Source organism: Burkholderia sp. CpTa8-5 (genome assembly GCF_017815045.1).
Lineage (GTDB): Bacteria > Pseudomonadota > Gammaproteobacteria > Burkholderiales > Burkholderiaceae > Burkholderia > Burkholderia sola.
This window is the reverse complement of record NZ_JAGIQD010000031.1, coordinates 1-15,342: the sequence shown is the minus strand read 5'-3', so window position 1 is coordinate 15,342 and position 15,342 is coordinate 1. Positions and strand designations below refer to the sequence as shown.

Genomic DNA, 15,342 nt, shown 5'->3' with positions numbered 1-15,342 from the left:
TCATGACTGCGGGTTCACTTCGGCTCGCGTCAGCGGCCCGACTTCAGCTCGGTCCACAGACGCGTCTGCAGACGCTGGATTTCAGGCGGCAGCGGCTTGAGCAGGAACAGCGTCTTCACGACGTCAGCCGGCGGATACACGGCCGGGTCGTTCGCGACGTCGGGCCGCACGTACTTGCGTGCCTCGGCGTTCGCGCTCGGGTAGTACACCGCGTTCGTGATCGCCGCATGCACCTTCGGATCCTCGATGTAGTTGATCCACTGCAGCGCGGCTTCCTTGTTCTTCGCATCCTTCGGGATCGCCATCACGTCGAACCACACCGGCGCGCCGCCCTTCGGAATGTAGTACTCGACCTTGTACGGCTTCTTCGCCTCGATCGCACGATGCTTCGCGATCACGACGTCGCCCGACCAGCCGAACGCGAAGCAGATGTCGCCGCCGACCAGGTCGTTGATGTAGCCCGACGAGTTGAATTGCGTGATGTACGGACGGATCTTCTTCAGCACGTCCATCGCGGCCTTGTAGTCGGCCGGGTTCGTGCTCATCGGATCCTTGCCGATGTAGTGCAGCGTCGCCGCGAACATCTGGTCGGGTGCGTCGAGCACCGACACGCCGCAGGTCTTCAGCTTCGCGAGGTTTTCCGGCTTGAACAGGATGTCCCAGTTGTCGAGCGGTACCTTGCCGAGCGCCTGCTGCGCCTTCGTCAGGTTGTATGCGAGGCCGGTCGTGCCATATGCCCAGGGCACCGAATACTTGTTGCCCGGGTCCGCGCCGGCGACGAGCGCCATCAGTTGCGGATCGAGGTACTTGAGGTTCGGCAGCTTCGACTTGTCGAGCGGCGCGAAGATGCCGGCGGCGATCTGCTTGCCCGCGTAGTTGCTGGTGGGCACGACGATGTCGTAGCCCGAGCTGCCGGTCAGCAGCTTCGCCTGCAGCGTGTCGTCGCTGTCGTAGTTGTCGTAGCGAACCTTGACGCCCGCCTGCTTCTCGAAGTTCGGGATCGTGTCCTTCGCAATGTAGTCCGACCAGTTATAGACATTGAGCTGCGTATCCTTCGCCGCTGCCGCCGACGCCCCCACGCACAGCGCGAGCGCTGCGAACCGGCCCACTACCTTTGCTTTCATCCCGTTCTCCCTTCGGCCGGACGCGTTGCCCGGCTGCCGTCTGCCTCGTCATGGCGGCGCATTCTGGCGCGCCGCCCCTCGAAAACCCCGAAAACTACCATCATTCGCGCCCCGTCACAAAAAAATCATGCCGGTGTCGCGCAAACGGAACAGATTCCCGCCGCCGGTCGGTCGAACCGCCCGTGCGGCGGGGCGTTCCGGGGGAATTCTATCGGGTAATCGGCGGCTGTCCACCGGGAAAAACGGGCAGCGGCGAAGCGGCGTTCGGATGGCGCGCGGGTCCGCCCGGCGCCGGCGGCCAGCCGGGCCGTCGCGATGCATTAAAATGGCGGCTGACGATTCAACTGCGCGAACCCTCCCGATGGCCTCCAATCTTCACGACCTCCCCGACAGCCCCTGCATCGGCGTGTGCTCGACGCTCTTCGACGAAGTCTGCAAGGGCTGCGGCCGCACGGCCGCCGAAGTGTCGAACTGGGTGTTCCTGAGCGACGACGAAAAGCGCGCGGTGTGGGAGCGCATCACGCGCGAAGGCACCGCGATGCGTTTCCAGTACGACAAGCTGTAAATCCACTGCACAAAAAAAGAGCGGCATGCCGACCGCCATGCCGCCAACCCCAACTCTGTTCCTTTCGCGCGAGCGCGTCGTGTCTAGAACTTCATCCCGACGCCGATGCCGACGATCAGCGGATCGATGTGCAGCGTGCCGATGCCCTTGTCGCCGAGCGTCGCATCGGTGCTCATCCAGATCTTCTTCACGTCGACGTTCATGAACACCTTCTTCGTCAACTGCACGTCCACGCCGAACTGCAGTGCCGGACCGAAGCTGCTCTTGTTGATCGACACGCCCTCGCCGCCGACGTTGAGCCCGTTGTTGTAGAAGTACGTGTAGTTCAACCCGGCGCCGACGTACGGACGCACCTTGCCCGCATGGTTGAAGTGATACTGCAGCAGCAGCGTCGGCGGCAGCACGCCCACGCCGCCGAGATTGCCGAGGCTCGACGTCATTTGATGCCGCGACGTGCCGAGGATCAGTTCGACGCCGAGGTAGTCGCGGATCATGTACGTGAAGTCGAGCTCGGGCACGATCGCGTTGTTCACGCCGGTGTTGATCGCGCCGAGCGTGTCGCTCGCGCGCTCGTTCGGCTGGATGCTGATCGCGCGAAGCCGGACCAGTACGTCACCCTGATTGATGCCGTCGCCGGGCGACGCCGCGTGCGACAACGACGGCATCGCGACGAAGCTGGCCGCGACGGCGGCTGCGGTGACACATGTTCGAATCGTTTTATGCATGGTACGGACCCCCAAAGAATGGTTTCCATTCTCCCTGTAGGGTCTTTTCGTCATCTTGATATTGGTCAAGCCAGCGTAAACGTGGGACGGTTTGCCGCAGGCTCGGTCGCACTGCCCGTCAGCAGCAGGTCGAGCAGATCGCGCACGCTGCGGATCGCGCGACCGAACGGCAATGCTTCGCGGCCGCGGAAGAACAGCCCGTTCGAGACGTCGCCGCGCAGCGCGGCCGCAAGCCGCGTGTCGATGCAGAAGTGGCCGAATTTCTCGATGCCGTCGCGCAGCCCGCATACGCTCAGGCATTCGAGCGCGGTCGGGCAGCGCTGCTTGAACGCGCCGAGCTTGTTGCGAATGCGCGTCTCGTTGCGCAGGTAACGATCGAGCCACGGCGTCTTCACCGCGCGTGCCGGCAGCCCCGTCACGCTGACGAATTCGACGATGTCGTCGGGCGTCGCATCGGCGAGCACACGCTTGAAGTGCGGATGCGCGTCGCCTTCTTCCGTCACCGCGAACGGCGTGCCCACCTGCACACCGTTCGCGCCGGCCGCGAGCGCCGCGCGCACCGTGTCGTGACTGTTGATCCCGCCGGCCACGATCAACGGGATCGTGTCGCGGGCGAGGTCGAGCGACGCCATCACCTGCGCGGTCTCGTCGAGCACGCGCGCGAAATCGAAACGACCGTCGTGCATGTCGTCGATCTGCGTGACGCCGAGGTGGCCGCCCGCGTGCGCCGGATGCTCGATCACGATCGCATCGGGCAGCCGCCCCTTCTTCATCCACTTCTTCAGCACCAGCGCGATCCCGCGGCTGTCCGACAGGATCGGAATCAGCGCGATGTCGTGCCCTTGGGTGAGATCGGGCAGATCGAGCGGCAGGCCCGCGCCCATCACGATCGCGTCCGCGCCCTCGTCGCACGCCACCCGCACGTAGTCCGCATGCGCGCTCACCGCCTTCATCACGTTGACCGCGATCATCCCGCGCCCTTCGCTGTACGTCTTCGCGAGACGGATCTCGCGCGCGAGCGCGTCGAGGTTCGCCGCCTCGAGCGTCGCGCGATCGGGGTGTGCGCGGCAACGCGCGAGCAGGTCCGCATGATGGTGACGCAGGTCGATGCTCGCGATCGTGCCGACCGCGCCTTCGCGCGCGACGCTGCCCGCCAGCCGGTGCGCGGAGATGCCGACGCCCATGCCGCCCTGCACGACCGGCAGCAAGGTGCGGCCGCGGATCGTCAGCGGCGGAAAGGAAGTGCGTACGGTCATCTGAAACCTCGTCGGAACATCGAAATCGCGATGATCGACGATCCACCGCCGCGCACCTTGACGGCCGTCAATAAAAAACGGCACGCGAGCGTGCCGTTGCGCGGTCATGCGGGATGAAACGCTCAGGCCGGCTTCGCCGGCCTCAGTTGCATCGACTTGTATTCGAGGTATTCCTCGAGCCCGTACACGCCGTTCTCGCGGCCGTGCCCCGACTGCTTGAAGCCGCCGAACGGCGCGGCGGCGTTCCACGTGCCGCCGTTGATGTCGACCTGCCCCGTGCGGATGCGGCGCGCGACGCGCATCGCGCGTTCGTCGCTGCCGGCCCACACCGCGCCGCCGAGCCCGTACGGCGAATCGTTCGCGATCCGCACGGCCTCGTCTTCGTCGCGATACGTGATGATCGACAGCACCGGCCCGAAGATCTCTTCCTGCGCGATCGTCGCTTTCGGATCGACGCGGCCGAACACGGTCGGTTTCACGAAGAAGCCCTTCGCGAGCCCTTCCGGCAAACCGGTGCCGCCCGTCACGAGTTCCGCGCCTTCGTCGATGCCTCGCTGGATGTACGCCTGCACGCGCTGCTGCTGCGCGGCCGACGCCAGCGCGCCGAGGCGCGTCGTGTCCTGCCGCGGGTCGCCCGCGACGTACGTTTCGGCCGCGGCCTTCGCGATCTCGCGCGCTTCGTCGTAGCGGGCTTCCGGCACCAGCATCCGCGTATGCGCGGAGCAGGTCTGGCCCGCGTTCAGGTAGCACGCGTTGACCGTGCCCTTCACCGCCGTCGCGAAATCGGCATCGTCAAGGATCACCGACGCCGACTTGCCGCCCAGCTCCAGCGCGACGCGCTTGACGCCCGCGGCCGCCAGCTCGGCCACGCGCTTGCCCGCGCGCGTCGAGCCGGTGAACGACACCATGTCGACGTCCGGATCGGTGACCAGCACCTCGCCGACGACCGGGCCATACCCGCACACGAGGTTGAACACGCCGGCCGGCAGCCCGGCTTCGTGGATCGCTTCGGCGAGCATGAACGCGTTGAGCGGCGCGACTTCAGACGGCTTCAGCACCACCGTGCAGCCGGCCGCGAGCGCCGGCGCGACCTTCAGCGTGATCTGATTGAGCGGATAGTTCCACGGCGTGATCGCCGCGACGACGCCGACCGGCTCGCGCACCACCAGCGAATTGCCGACCCGCGCCTCGAATTCGAACGATTCGGCGAGCTTCGCGTACGCCTTCCAGTTGTAGACCGGGCCGCCGACCTGGATCGCGCGCGACAGCTTGATCGGCATGCCGACTTCGCCGGTGATCGACTGCGCGAGTTCCTCGCTGCGCGCCTGCAGATGCTCGACGATCTTGCGCAGATAGCCCGCGCGCGTCGCGGCCGGCGTGGCCGCCCACGCGTCGAAGGCCGCGCGCGCCGCGCGGATCGCGTCCTGCGCGTCGGACGCGACGCCCTCGGGAATCCGGCCGATCACGGCTTCGGTGCCCGAATCGATCACGTCGATCGTGCCGGCGCCGGCCGGTTGGCGCCACGCGCCGTCGATGTAGAACTGGTCGTAGATTTTCATCGTGTTCCGCCTCCAGGGAAGCCGCCATTCTAGCGAGCGTTTCGGTGGCTGGTGTGACGAATGACAGCCATTCGAAAGGACCGGCGCGCCCTAGCGCCGGTGCTCCGCCGCGCGCCGCGCACGGCCGGCGCCGCACGCTTCGGGCCGCCGTCACGTCGGCATCCGCCCGGGTGCGCGGCCGGGCCCGCATCGTGCTATGTTTTTAGTATCGGCATCGGCCCGTTGCGGCCGGCGCCGCCCGGAATCGACGCACTTCGTGAGCGCTGCCATGTCCGACGCATCCCATACCCTCGGCTCGCAAGACCGCCTGGAGCTGCTTTGCTGGCTCACCTGCGGCAACCTCGGCGCGTTTTACCTGAACGAATCCTGGCCGGACGCCGCGTTCCAGGTCCAGGCCGCGCACCGCTGGCTCGACCGCCATCACCGCCAGGCCGACTGGCTCTCGGTCGCCCGGCTCGCGGCGCTCGCGCAGGACATCGCGAAGCGGCATGCGGGCTTCGTCGACGCGTCGTGGGCGCGCGACGCGGTCGAGGAAATCGTCGATACCGACGATCTCGACTATCGGGCCAAACTCGTGCAGTGGGTGTACGAGGACTGCTGCAAGGCGCTCGCCGACAAGCGGCTGGCCGATTGAGCGGCGCCGGCGCCGCCCGGTGCGCGAGTCGCGGTGTCGCCGGGCGCGACGCCCTTTCGCCGTGACGACCGTCACGGCCGGAACGATTGTCGGGGTACGGTGCATGCACGCTGCCCCGGCGCCCGCACGCGCGAAGCGTCATACAATCGTCGCCGCCGGCCATTCGGCCGCCGCGGCCCGACCTCGATCTCGACCATGAAAGACATTCGCGTGGCGCTCGCCCATCGACTTCTGCTGATCGCCGGCGCATCGGCCGCACTGACGGCCGGCGCCGCCGGTGCTGCGCCCGCAGCCACGGCGGCCGCGGCCTGTGCATCGCCTGCGTTCGACCGTTACCCGGCACCGGCCGCCGCCGCCCGCGCGCCGCGCAAACCGGCTGCCGCGCCTCGGCTCACCAGCCACGAAGCGCGCCTCTATCGCACCGTTATTCGTGACGCGTTCGCGCAACCGGCCAACTTTGCCGGTCACTACCGCGTCGCGATCTGGGGTTGCGGAACGGATTGCCGAAATTTCGCGATCGTCGACAAGGACACGGGCGCGACGTACACGATGCCCGGCGTGACGGCCGTCTCGGGCGTGATGGGCAACGACGACGAGCGCGTCGACTTCCGTGCCGGCAGCAGGCTGCTGATCGTCGCCGGCTGCTTCAACGACGATTGCGGCGACGGCAATGCGAAAGCGGCCCGATTCTTCTACGAATGGACCGGCACCCGGCTGCGTCCGGTCGGCGCGTGCCCACTGGCCATCGAGCCAGTTCAGTGAGCGGCCCCGGCAACCGATGACATCCATTCATTTCAGTTTCGACGACGGCCCCGGGCCCTCGACGCCCGCGCTGCTCGACGTGCTGCGCGATGCGTCGTGCACGGCGACCTTCTTCGTGCTCGGCAAGCATCTGGCGGGCGCGCTCGACGTCGCAACGAGCATCGCGCGCGAAGGCCACCGGCTCGGCAACCACACCTATTCGCACGCGAAGCCGGGCGCGCTCGCGGACGCCGCACTGATCGACGAAATCGACATGACCGATGCGCTGATTCGCGATGTGTATCGCCGCGCGGGCGTTGCCGCGCCGGACGCGATCCCGCTGCGGCTGCCGTACGGGTTGATGCCGCACGACGATCGCGCCGCCGTGCTCGCGCGCCTGCAACGCGAACACACGAGCTGGACCGCGATACTGGACGACTGGCAACGGCCGGCGCCGTCGCCGCAAGCGCTGTTCGACGCGATGTGCGCGCATGTCGACGCGTGCACGGCGCAGCATCGCGACGTACTGTTCTGCCTGCACGACGGATCGCGGCACGGCGACGCGCGGCCCAACACGGTCGAAGCCGTGCGGCTGTTCCTGAACCGGCAGCGCTGACGCGCCTGCCGGCTAGCCCGCGGGCGCCGCGCCGTCCAGCAACTGGCGCCAGCCGCCGAGGAACCCGATGCCGGGCCCCGGCATCCACAGCCCGCGCTGCGCGGCTTCGAGATGGATCAGCGACTGGTCCGCGCAGAACAGCGTCGTCAGCGTGTCGTGGTTGTCGCGCAGCCAATCGGGCGCCGCATCCGGCCGCGTCGCCATATAAGTGTGCAAGCAGGCCGTCCATCGCCCGCGGTCGAATACGAAGCCGTCGTCCCGACCCGCATCGCGCGACAGCGCGAACGACGCGAAGGCCGCCTCGAGCCATTGCGCGCCCTGCCCCACATCGTCGAAATCGAGCACGCCGTTCACCGCGTTGCCCACATACAGCAGGTTGCCCGCGTGATAGTCGCCGTGCAGCCACTGCACGGGCCCCGTGAGCCACGACGCCGCCGCGTCGAGATGCGTGCCGATGCGCCGGATCACCGTGTCGTAGTCGTCGTGCAAGTCGGCCGGCAGCGACGGCATCGCGCGCGCCGCCACGCGTGCATGACGTGCGGACAGCCATGCGAGCGGCGCCGCTTCGCTCGCGGGGATCGCGGCCAGCGCCGTATGCAGATGCGCGAGCGTGCGCATCGCATCGATCGCTCCCGCGTGCCGGTCGTCCGGCAAACCGGGACGGCCGTCGATATGCTCGAACAGATGCAACCAGCTTCCGTCGGGCGTCTGCACGCCGGTTTGCGCGTCGACGGTCGGCCGCAGCCGCGGCAGCGCGGGCAGCGTCGACGCCATGCGCGCCTCGCCGAGACGCGCGAGTATCGACGCCTCGCGCCGCATCTGCGCGACCGGCTTCCCGGCCCACGACACGCGCAACACCGTCCGCCCCGCATCGCACTCGACGAGATAGGTTTTGTTAGTATGGCCCGACGCCAGCGCGTGCAGGCGCGCCGGGCCGATGTCCCAGTACCGGTGAAGCCACGGTTCCAGCGTTTTCACGTCACTCCTACTCGTTGCATCGACCATGTCAGAGCGTCCTTCGGCCCGCATGCGGGACATCAACATCGAATGGCTGACGCGCGCCGGCGAATTCGGCCATCTGTTCCAGACCCGCTGGCTCGGCGAGCGCTTCTTCCATCTACCCGGCGACATGCTCGCGCTCCAGGAACTGATCTGGCGCGAGCGCCCCGACTGCATCGTCCAGACCGGCATCGCGGCAGGCGGCGGCGTGGTGTTCACCGCGTCGATGCTGGAACTGGCGGGCACCGAGGGCCGCGTCGTCGCGATCGAACCGCGCCTGCGCGACGAGGTTCGCCAGCGCCTGCAATCGCACCGGCTCGCCCATCGCATGATGCTGATCGAAGGCGAATCGTGCGCGGCCGACACGCTCGCCTCGGTGCGGGCGCAGATCCACGACGGCGCGCGCGTGATGGCGATCCTCGATCTCACGCATACGCACGCGCACGTGCTGCGCGAACTCGAATGCTATGCGCCGTTCGTGACGCCCGGCAGCTACGCAATCGTGATGGACACCATCATGGAGTACCTGCCCGAGTCGATGTTCGACGGCAAGCCGTACGGCCGCGGCAACAACCCGGCCACCGCCACACGCGAATTTCTCGCCCGCGACGACCGGTTCGAAATCGACCACGACATCGAGGACCGTGTGCTCATGACGCTGTCGCCAGGCGGCTTCCTCAAGCGAGTGCGCTGACCAGGCGGGCCGCTTGCGCGGAGCCGTCGCACGCGGCATAGCTGTCGCGGATCCGCGCCGCCTGTTCGCGCAACGATCCCGCACGCAACAGGCGTTCGAGCGCGCCGGTAATGGCCGCGATACCGGCCTGCCGCAGATCGAGCACGCAACCCGCGCCGGCCCGCTCGACGAAGTGCGCCGAATGGAACTGGTCGTTGCAGAACGGCGACAGCAGCATCGGCACGCCGCACGCGAGCGACTCCATCACCGAATTCGCGCCGCCGTGGCTGACGAACGCATGCGTGCGCCGCAGCAGCGCCAGTTGCGGTGCGTAACGCACCGCGATCACGCGTTCGTCGCCGGCCGGCAGCAGATCCGAATCGACCAGTTCGCCGACCGACAGCACCAGTTGCGCGGCGCTCGCGCGCGTCGCGTCGATGACCTTCGCGAACACCTCCGGGTGGTAGTAAAGCTGGCTGCCGAGCGACATGTAGACGAGCGGACGATCCGCGTCCAGGCGCTCCCATGGAAATGCCGTCTCGTCGCCGCGCGGGCCCGACGGCATCGCGGGGCCGACCAGATCGACACCGCGCGGCGGCGCGCCGACCAGCGCGTCGGTCGTGAACGCGAGCGTCAGGTGCGGCGACAGCACGTCGCAACCGCGAAAGCGTGCGTCGAGGCCGTAGCGCGCGAACAGGCGCGTGCGTTCCGGTGCGAGCCATCGCACCGTGCGCAGCAGTTCCGAATCGAGATCGTCGGGCAGCACCGGATTCAGCGAATTGGACATCGACACCCACGGCAGCCCTTCCAGCTGGGCCGCAATCGCCGCCGCATACAGCAGCGGGTCGATCACGACCACGTCGGGCTGCCATTCGCGCAGCACCGCGCGGATGCCGTCCACCTGCGCGGGCGCCAGATCGATCAGCAGCGTGCGGATCCAGTGCCGCAGCCAGTCGGCGTCGCGAATGTTCGCGGCAAAGCTCGCGCCGCGCGACAGGTCGTGGCGCTCGGGCGTCTCGCGCGGCCCGACGAACGCGAAGTCGCCGGCGCCGTCGAGCTGTGCGCTGATGTCGGCCGGCGCATAGAACGCGACGTCGCAGCCGGCCGCGCGCAAATGCTGGGCCGGGCCGATGCACGGATTGACGTGGCCCTTCTCGGGCACCACGCAGAACAGGATGCGTTTCATCAGCGGCTCAGGTTGGGCGATGCGCGGCATCGGGATGAAGGCGACCGAGATGATCGAGGATCAGTGTCAGCGTCGTCCACAGCACGCGTTCGGTATCCGTCTGCAAAGTGGGCGTGGCAAGGCCGAGCGTGTCGGCCAGCGCATGCGTGCGGTCGCGATCGAGCAGCGGCGCCAGATTCATCGCCGGCGCGAGCCGCCCGCGCTTCGGGCCGTGCACGAGACGCTCCGGCAGGTTCAGGCGCGCGCCGAGATCGCGCAGGCACTGCTTGTCCGGGTCGGGCGCGATGCTCGTCAGATGCGCGACGACGGCGGCGTCGACGAACGGCGGATGCAGATCGACCGACGCGGCGTCGAACAACGCATGGCACAGCGGCAGATAGTTGGCCGACCGGTCGCGGCGCAACACCTGGTCCGCGCCGTCGCCGGTAATCGCCACCTCGACGCCGTCCGCCGCCATCGCATCGGCCAGCAGCAGCTTCGCGACCGGATGCAGGTTGAACATCGGCTCCTCGACCGCGTGCGTCGTCCTCGGCAGCGCCGCGATGAAATCGGCCTCGTTCGCGCGCACGATCTTCACGTTCGCCTGCATCTGCGCGGCGAGTTCGAGCGCCGCGTCGCGTTCGCAGTAATCGGGCATGTCGGTCGCGAGGATGTAGGCCGTCACGTGCCGCAGCGCGCCGAGTTCGCGCAGCAACGCGAGCAGCAGCGCCGAATCGAGCCCGCCGCTCAGCGCCAGCGCGACGCGCTTGCCGCTGTCGAGCGCGCGGTGCAGCGACGCGCGCAGTGCGGTGTCGAGATCGGCTGGCTGCGGCCGCTCGGGCGCCGGCTGTACCGTCAGCCCTTGTGGCGACCGGATCAGTTGGTGGCCGGGCGGCACCGCGAGCACGTCGCGCAGCACGGTACGGCCGATGAGGCGCTCGCCGCTCAGGTAGCCCGCGATGGCGGCCGTGTCCGGTGCGCCGGCCGGTTGCCCCGACGCCCGCAATACCGCGCGGATGCCGGACGCCGACACGCCGCTGCGCGGATGGTAGTGCAGACGATCGAAACCGAACGGGTCGCGCGTGCCGACGATCATGGATAACGAGCCTTCAAGGTGTTCACTTCAATGCGTTTCAGGATGCGATGCGGCGCCACCGGCGCGCTGCCGCCCTGGCAATGCAGGCAGGCTTCGAGCGGCGTCTCGCGTTGCAGATAGGCAAGCATCGCGTCGAGCATGCCCGCGTCGTCGCGCAGTGCCAGGCCGTCGGCCTGAAAATCCTTCTCGCCCTTGTACAGCGTGTGGAAGTGCGCGGGACGCGTGCACGTGTAGAACATGCCGTCGCGAATCATATGGCAGCGCTCGCGGATCCAGCAATCGTGATACAGGCGTCGGGCTTCATCGCGATCCGTGCCGGGCCGCGCACGGTTCATCGTCGTGAACACGTTCTGCACCTTCCAGTTCAGCCGCACGTCGAAGCGCGCGGCCTGATGCTCGACATGCGCGATCAGGTCGGCGGAAAGCGCGGGTTTCGGATAGCGCGAGATCGTCAGCGCATCCACTGCCTGCCAGAACGCGTCGGGCATCTCGCCGAGCTTCAGGCCGTTCGTCGTGACCGAGATCACGGGCGCGATGCCGGTGCCGCGCACGCGCTCGACGAGTTCGACGAGCGCCGGATGCAGCAACGGTTCGCCGCCGACCAGCTTGAACATGCGCGGGCGCAACACCTTCGCGGCCTTGCGCAGATCGGCTTCGATCGATTCGGGGCTCGCGTACCACTCGGGCAGCAGCGGCGACAGCGAGCAGCATTCCGCACAGGTCAGGTTGCAGTGATCGACGATATGTGCTTCCAACGAGCGCGTCTGGACGCGCCCGTCCTCGACGCGGTAATCGCGATCCAGCGGCGGCGGAAACACATGCTGCCGCTCGCCGGCGCGCAGCGGATTCGGGATCTCGTTCGGATTCGCACTCACATCAGCTTCCTGTTTCCATGCAGCGGGAAAAGAAATCGATCAGACGGTCACGCGCGTCCACCATCGCGGACGCCATCGTCATCGCGCCGTTCAGGTGCGACGCGAAGCGCGACGGATCGTCGAGCCAGCCTTGTACGATCCACAGCTTGAGCGCGTGCTGCACGCATGCGGCATCGACCGCCCACGCGATGTACGCCGGGTTTGCCGGCCGCACGCGCAGGTACGCACGCACGAACGCTTGCGCGAGGTGCGGTGCCTCCAGCGGCAAATGATTCAGGCAGCGCACCAGTTCGTATTCGCGCGGCGCGCCGATCGACGCTTCCCAGTCGACGATCAACGGCGGCAGCGTGCCCGTGAACAGATAGTTGAACTGGTTGTAGTCGTTGTGGATCGGGTGCTGCGGATCATCGGCCGGGAACGCATCGACGCTGCCCGGATAGTAGCGGTCGAGCATGCGTAGCGCGAGATCGACGTAGCGGCGCAGGTTCGTGGCGTCGGCGGCGTTCGCATCGGCTCGATCGAGCGCGTCCAGCAGGCTGCGGCGCACCGCATCCGCGTCGATCGCGGTCAGCCGCGCGCGGATCGTATCGAGCGACGGCAGAGGCAATTGTTCGAGACTCAGGTGCAACGCGGCCAGGCTCGCGCCGAGCACATCCCATTCGGCTGGCGAAAACGTATCGTAGGTTTTGAATTGCCCGGCTTCCCAGCGCGTCAGCATCGCATGGGAATGTTGTCCCGACCAAAGCGATTCGCCGGACGTCGTGCGCTTCAGCGTCTGCACGTGGAAGCGAGTATCGCCGTGCGTTTCGAGATGCGTGAGGACAGCGGTTTCCTTGACCGCACGCGCATGGTGTTCGAGCGCATAGAGCTTGACCGCCACGCCCGCGCCGCTGTCAGCCGGCAGATGCCACACCCGCTCACTGACTTGCGTCGGCGGCCCGCCGCGATCGAGCCCGTAGGCGTCGCGAATCTCGTCGAAGGTGACGGCGAGCGAATCCATTCAGATATGCTCGGCCGGCCCGTGCCGATACGGATGACCGGTCAGGAACGTGTTGTGTCCGACGTAGCGCAGCTTGTACATCGCCGGCCGGAACAACACCGACGGATCGTTGTTCGCGATGCCGAGCAGCGGGTAGAGGTCGTGCCGTACGAAGAACGCGTTGTTGCCCATGTCGTCGCAGCAGACGAGTTCATAGCCTTTCTGGCGGCCGAGGTGCACGAGCGATTCGAGGCTCGCGCCGTAATAGGTCGAGCCGTCCCATTCGTGGTCCGGATTGAAGCACATGACCCAGCGCTCGGGCGGCGTGTAGTACGGGTTGTATTCGATCACGACGATGCGCGGCTGGAACGCTTGCATGCCGCGCCACACCCAGTAGTCGTTGCCGTCGATGTCGATCGACAGCAGATCGAAATCGGTCGGTACGTTCGCATCGGCGAGCAGTTGATCGACCGTATCGGGCTGCACGCGATCGTGGTGCAGGCGGACGCGCTCCGCGCCCGCGTAGTGCGCGGCAAGCTTGCCGAACCGGTATGCGCTGCCTTCCACCAGTACGCCCGCCCAATCCTGTTCGCGCAGCAGCCGCGCGGTGTTGCTGTTGCGCAGGCCGTCGCTTGCGCCGATATCGACGCAGAAGCGGTTGGTCGGCACGATCCGCTCCATCAGGCGCGACAGGATGGCCTCCTCGGTACCCTGCGCGTACAGGCTGGGCGCAAGGCCGGACAGGTCGAGCGGGAGAGGATGGTCCTGCATCGAGGGCGGCTCCGGGCGAAATGGGGAATGATGAAGGGTGTTGGGTGGGTAATTTACCTGAAGTCGATTACGCGGAGGAAACTGGAAAGCGCCGCGTGGCGGGGTTTGGCCGCGGGGAAATGAAAAAGCCCGCATCGACATTGCTGTCGATGCGGGCCTGTAGCGCTTCTGGCGGCTCGCTCCGTGTGGTGATGCTTAAGCTCGACTCACGACCGGAGGAAACCTCAGGACACTTACTCCTGCCCCTGACTCGTCAGGAACTCCTCGTAATTCCCACCGAAGTCGAACAGCGTCCCGTCCGTCTTCACTTCGATGATCCGGTTCGCCAGCCCGCTCACGAACTCACGGTCGTGCGACACGAGACCACTTTCATGTTCTTAATCAATAACTTGGAGAGCATGAATGGCTACAATCACCCTACGCGGGACAAAATGGCAGGTCAAAATCCGCCGTAAAGGGCTTCCCAGCCTGTCCGCAACCTTTGCGAGCGAGGAAGCCGCTACGCGCTGGGCTGCGGAACACGAGCCTGGATACGCGGCCAAGCCCGTTGATACCGGCCCCACTGTCGGAGACCTGTTCCGGAAGTACATCGAGCATCCTATGCCCGGAAAGCGGTCAAGTGAGTGGGACCGCCGCACACTGCAACGTCTGCTCAAGAAGGAGAAGAAACTCTGCTCCGTTCCTGCTGCCCAGCTCAATAAGTCCCATCTTGCCGAATGGCGCGACCGGCGCATAACGGAAGTGCTCGGGAGCTCCGTAGGTCGTGAGCTGGACGCCATCTCAGCCGTCTACCGGGTCGCGATAGACGAATGGGAGATGGGGCTTACGGTCAACCCTGTGCGTGGCTTCCGCCGACCCAAGCTCCCTCTTCCACGTGACGTGCGGCTAATGGCCGGTGACGACGAGCGGCTGATAGAGAAGGCTCTGGACTTCAACCGCGAGATTGCCCCGGCAATTGTCCTTGCCATCGAAACCGCCATGCGCCAGGGAGAAATAGCTAAGCTCCGGTGGGAACATATTGACCTTGAGGCGCGCACCGCGCTGCTCCCCATGACGAAGAATGGGACATCCCGCAAGGTACCGTTATCCAGCCGCGCTATCGAGGCGCTAACGTGGTGTCCGCCGCCTCACAAAGGCCGCGTATTCAAGCTTACGCAGTCAGCCATGAGATACGCTTTCTGCCGTGTCCGCGATGAATGCGGGCTGGGCACACTCCATTTCCACGACCTGCGGCACGAAGCAGCCAGCCGCCTGTTTGAGAAGGGCCTGAATGTGATGGAAGTTGCAACCATCACCGGCCATAAGAACCTCAAGCACCTCCAGCGCTATACGCACCTTCGCGCTGAGGACCTGGCGCTCAAACTGGGATAATGAATGGCGGGCTACTCGCCCGCCTTTTTCCCTTCCCGCGTTACACTTCAGCCACCAACAACTACGACGCTGACAGCGCATCGGCCACCGTTGCGGGCTGGCTACGGGCGAACAAGTGTAAGCGTCAATCTGAGGCCGTCTTGACGATCAGAACTTGACCTCTGAGAGGCGCTGATTCGCGAGCACGAGATCA

Annotated in this window: 16 protein-coding genes and 1 pseudogene; 6 read left to right on the top strand and 11 right to left on the bottom strand. The window is 66.6% G+C overall.

What is annotated here, in order from left to right:
- Positions 1-29: 29 nt before the first annotated feature.
- A complete protein-coding gene (locus tag J8I35_RS29945) occupies positions 30-1,124 on the bottom strand; it encodes a polyamine ABC transporter substrate-binding protein (RefSeq protein WP_050015511.1) in 1,095 nt (364 codons plus the stop codon).
- A gap of 361 nt (positions 1,125-1,485) precedes the next feature.
- Here J8I35_RS29945 and J8I35_RS29940 point away from each other — a divergent pair, with 361 nt between their 5' ends.
- Complete coding sequence (locus J8I35_RS29940; RefSeq protein WP_006493160.1) at positions 1,486-1,689, top strand: DUF1289 domain-containing protein; 204 nt, start codon at positions 1,486-1,488, stop codon at positions 1,687-1,689.
- Positions 1,690-1,772: 83 nt separating this feature from the next.
- Here J8I35_RS29940 and J8I35_RS29935 read toward each other — a convergent pair whose 3' ends face one another.
- From J8I35_RS29935 to J8I35_RS29925, 3 genes are all read right to left on the bottom strand, one after another.
- On the bottom strand, positions 1,773-2,414 hold the full coding sequence (locus J8I35_RS29935) for an OmpW family outer membrane protein (RefSeq protein ID WP_124640150.1): 642 nt from the start codon (positions 2,412-2,414) through the stop codon (positions 1,773-1,775).
- Positions 2,415-2,479: 65 nt separating this feature from the next.
- Positions 2,480-3,670 (bottom strand): nitronate monooxygenase family protein, encoded by a 1,191-nt coding sequence (locus J8I35_RS29930; RefSeq protein ID WP_209928504.1) that lies wholly within the window; start codon positions 3,668-3,670, stop codon positions 2,480-2,482.
- Positions 3,671-3,792: 122 nt separating this feature from the next.
- The gene (locus tag J8I35_RS29925; protein WP_209928499.1) at positions 3,793-5,229 is read right to left on the bottom strand and encodes an aldehyde dehydrogenase family protein; all 1,437 of its coding nucleotides are present in this window, start codon (positions 5,227-5,229) and stop codon (positions 3,793-3,795) included.
- 268 nt (positions 5,230-5,497) lie between these two features.
- Here J8I35_RS29925 and J8I35_RS29920 point away from each other — a divergent pair, with 268 nt between their 5' ends.
- The 3 genes from J8I35_RS29920 to J8I35_RS29910 all read left to right on the top strand — a co-directional run bounded on the left by J8I35_RS29920 (position 5,498) and on the right by J8I35_RS29910 (position 7,220).
- Positions 5,498-5,863 (top strand): hypothetical protein, encoded by a 366-nt coding sequence (locus tag J8I35_RS29920; RefSeq protein WP_006488152.1) that lies wholly within the window; start codon positions 5,498-5,500, stop codon positions 5,861-5,863.
- Positions 5,864-6,073: 210 nt separating this feature from the next.
- Positions 6,074-6,625, top strand: a complete 552-nt coding sequence (locus J8I35_RS29915; RefSeq protein WP_209928543.1) for a hypothetical protein — start codon at positions 6,074-6,076, stop codon at positions 6,623-6,625.
- A 16-nt stretch (positions 6,626-6,641) separates the two neighbouring features.
- Complete coding sequence (locus tag J8I35_RS29910) at positions 6,642-7,220, top strand: polysaccharide deacetylase family protein (RefSeq protein ID WP_209928497.1); 579 nt, start codon at positions 6,642-6,644, stop codon at positions 7,218-7,220.
- 12 nt (positions 7,221-7,232) lie between these two features.
- Here J8I35_RS29910 and J8I35_RS29905 read toward each other — a convergent pair whose 3' ends face one another.
- Positions 7,233-8,198 (bottom strand): phosphotransferase, encoded by a 966-nt coding sequence (locus tag J8I35_RS29905; protein WP_209928495.1) that lies wholly within the window; start codon positions 8,196-8,198, stop codon positions 7,233-7,235.
- A gap of 25 nt (positions 8,199-8,223) precedes the next feature.
- Between J8I35_RS29905 and J8I35_RS29900 the strand changes: the two genes are divergently transcribed.
- On the top strand, positions 8,224-8,913 hold the full coding sequence (locus tag J8I35_RS29900) for a CmcI family methyltransferase (protein WP_124556876.1): 690 nt from the start codon (positions 8,224-8,226) through the stop codon (positions 8,911-8,913).
- Here J8I35_RS29900 and J8I35_RS29895 read toward each other — a convergent pair.
- From J8I35_RS29895 to J8I35_RS29870, 6 genes and pseudogenes are all read right to left on the bottom strand, one after another.
- Positions 8,897-10,078 (bottom strand): glycosyltransferase, encoded by a 1,182-nt coding sequence (locus tag J8I35_RS29895; RefSeq protein ID WP_209928493.1) that lies wholly within the window; start codon positions 10,076-10,078, stop codon positions 8,897-8,899. The genes J8I35_RS29900 and J8I35_RS29895 overlap by 17 nt on opposite strands.
- 7 nt (positions 10,079-10,085) lie before the next feature.
- Entirely contained in the window at positions 10,086-11,153 is a 1,068-nt protein-coding gene (locus tag J8I35_RS29890; protein ID WP_209928491.1) for an asparagine synthase-related protein, read from the bottom strand.
- Positions 11,150-12,028, bottom strand: a complete 879-nt coding sequence (locus J8I35_RS29885; RefSeq protein WP_209928489.1) for a 4Fe-4S cluster-binding domain-containing protein — start codon at positions 12,026-12,028, stop codon at positions 11,150-11,152. Before J8I35_RS29885 ends, J8I35_RS29890 begins: the two co-directional genes overlap by 4 nt.
- A 1-nt stretch (position 12,029) precedes the next feature.
- Positions 12,030-13,028, bottom strand: coding sequence for a phosphotransferase (locus J8I35_RS29880; RefSeq protein ID WP_209928483.1), 999 nt, complete (start codon positions 13,026-13,028; stop codon positions 12,030-12,032).
- Positions 13,029-13,778: an FkbM family methyltransferase gene (locus J8I35_RS29875; protein WP_209928481.1), complete on the bottom strand. Its 750-nt coding sequence runs from the start codon at positions 13,776-13,778 to the stop codon at positions 13,029-13,031. It abuts the gene before it with no gap.
- A gap of 233 nt (positions 13,779-14,011) precedes the next feature.
- Positions 14,012-14,191, bottom strand: a pseudogene (locus tag J8I35_RS29870) (ABC-F family ATPase); the annotation flags it as partial.
- Between J8I35_RS29870 and J8I35_RS29865 the strand changes: the two are divergent.
- Complete coding sequence (locus J8I35_RS29865) at positions 14,181-15,149, top strand: site-specific integrase (RefSeq protein WP_077020200.1); 969 nt, start codon at positions 14,181-14,183, stop codon at positions 15,147-15,149. The pseudogene J8I35_RS29870 and the gene J8I35_RS29865 overlap by 11 nt on opposite strands.
- The last annotated feature ends 193 nt before the right edge of the window (positions 15,150-15,342 follow it).

Coding starts and splice junctions, on each gene's coding strand:
- J8I35_RS29930 (WP_209928504.1), bottom strand. CDS start 3,670: ATGACCGTACGCACTTCCTTTCCGCCGCTGACGATCCGCGGCCGCACC.
- J8I35_RS29895 (WP_209928493.1), bottom strand. CDS start 10,078: ATGAAACGCATCCTGTTCTGCGTGGTGCCCGAGAAGGGCCACGTCAAT.
- J8I35_RS29875 (WP_209928481.1), bottom strand. CDS start 13,778: ATGCAGGACCATCCTCTCCCGCTCGACCTGTCCGGCCTTGCGCCCAGC.
- J8I35_RS29890 (WP_209928491.1), bottom strand. CDS start 11,153: ATGATCGTCGGCACGCGCGACCCGTTCGGTTTCGATCGTCTGCACTAC.
- J8I35_RS29920 (WP_006488152.1), top strand. CDS start 5,498: ATGTCCGACGCATCCCATACCCTCGGCTCGCAAGACCGCCTGGAGCTG.
- J8I35_RS29900 (WP_124556876.1), top strand. CDS start 8,224: ATGTCAGAGCGTCCTTCGGCCCGCATGCGGGACATCAACATCGAATGG.
- J8I35_RS29880 (WP_209928483.1), bottom strand. CDS start 13,028: ATGGATTCGCTCGCCGTCACCTTCGACGAGATTCGCGACGCCTACGGG.
- J8I35_RS29945 (WP_050015511.1), bottom strand. CDS start 1,124: ATGAAAGCAAAGGTAGTGGGCCGGTTCGCAGCGCTCGCGCTGTGCGTG.
- J8I35_RS29910 (WP_209928497.1), top strand. CDS start 6,642: ATGACATCCATTCATTTCAGTTTCGACGACGGCCCCGGGCCCTCGACG.
- J8I35_RS29925 (WP_209928499.1), bottom strand. CDS start 5,229: ATGAAAATCTACGACCAGTTCTACATCGACGGCGCGTGGCGCCAACCG.
- J8I35_RS29935 (WP_124640150.1), bottom strand. CDS start 2,414: ATGCATAAAACGATTCGAACATGTGTCACCGCAGCCGCCGTCGCGGCC.
- J8I35_RS29940 (WP_006493160.1), top strand. CDS start 1,486: ATGGCCTCCAATCTTCACGACCTCCCCGACAGCCCCTGCATCGGCGTG.
- J8I35_RS29865 (WP_077020200.1), top strand. CDS start 14,181: ATGGCTACAATCACCCTACGCGGGACAAAATGGCAGGTCAAAATCCGC.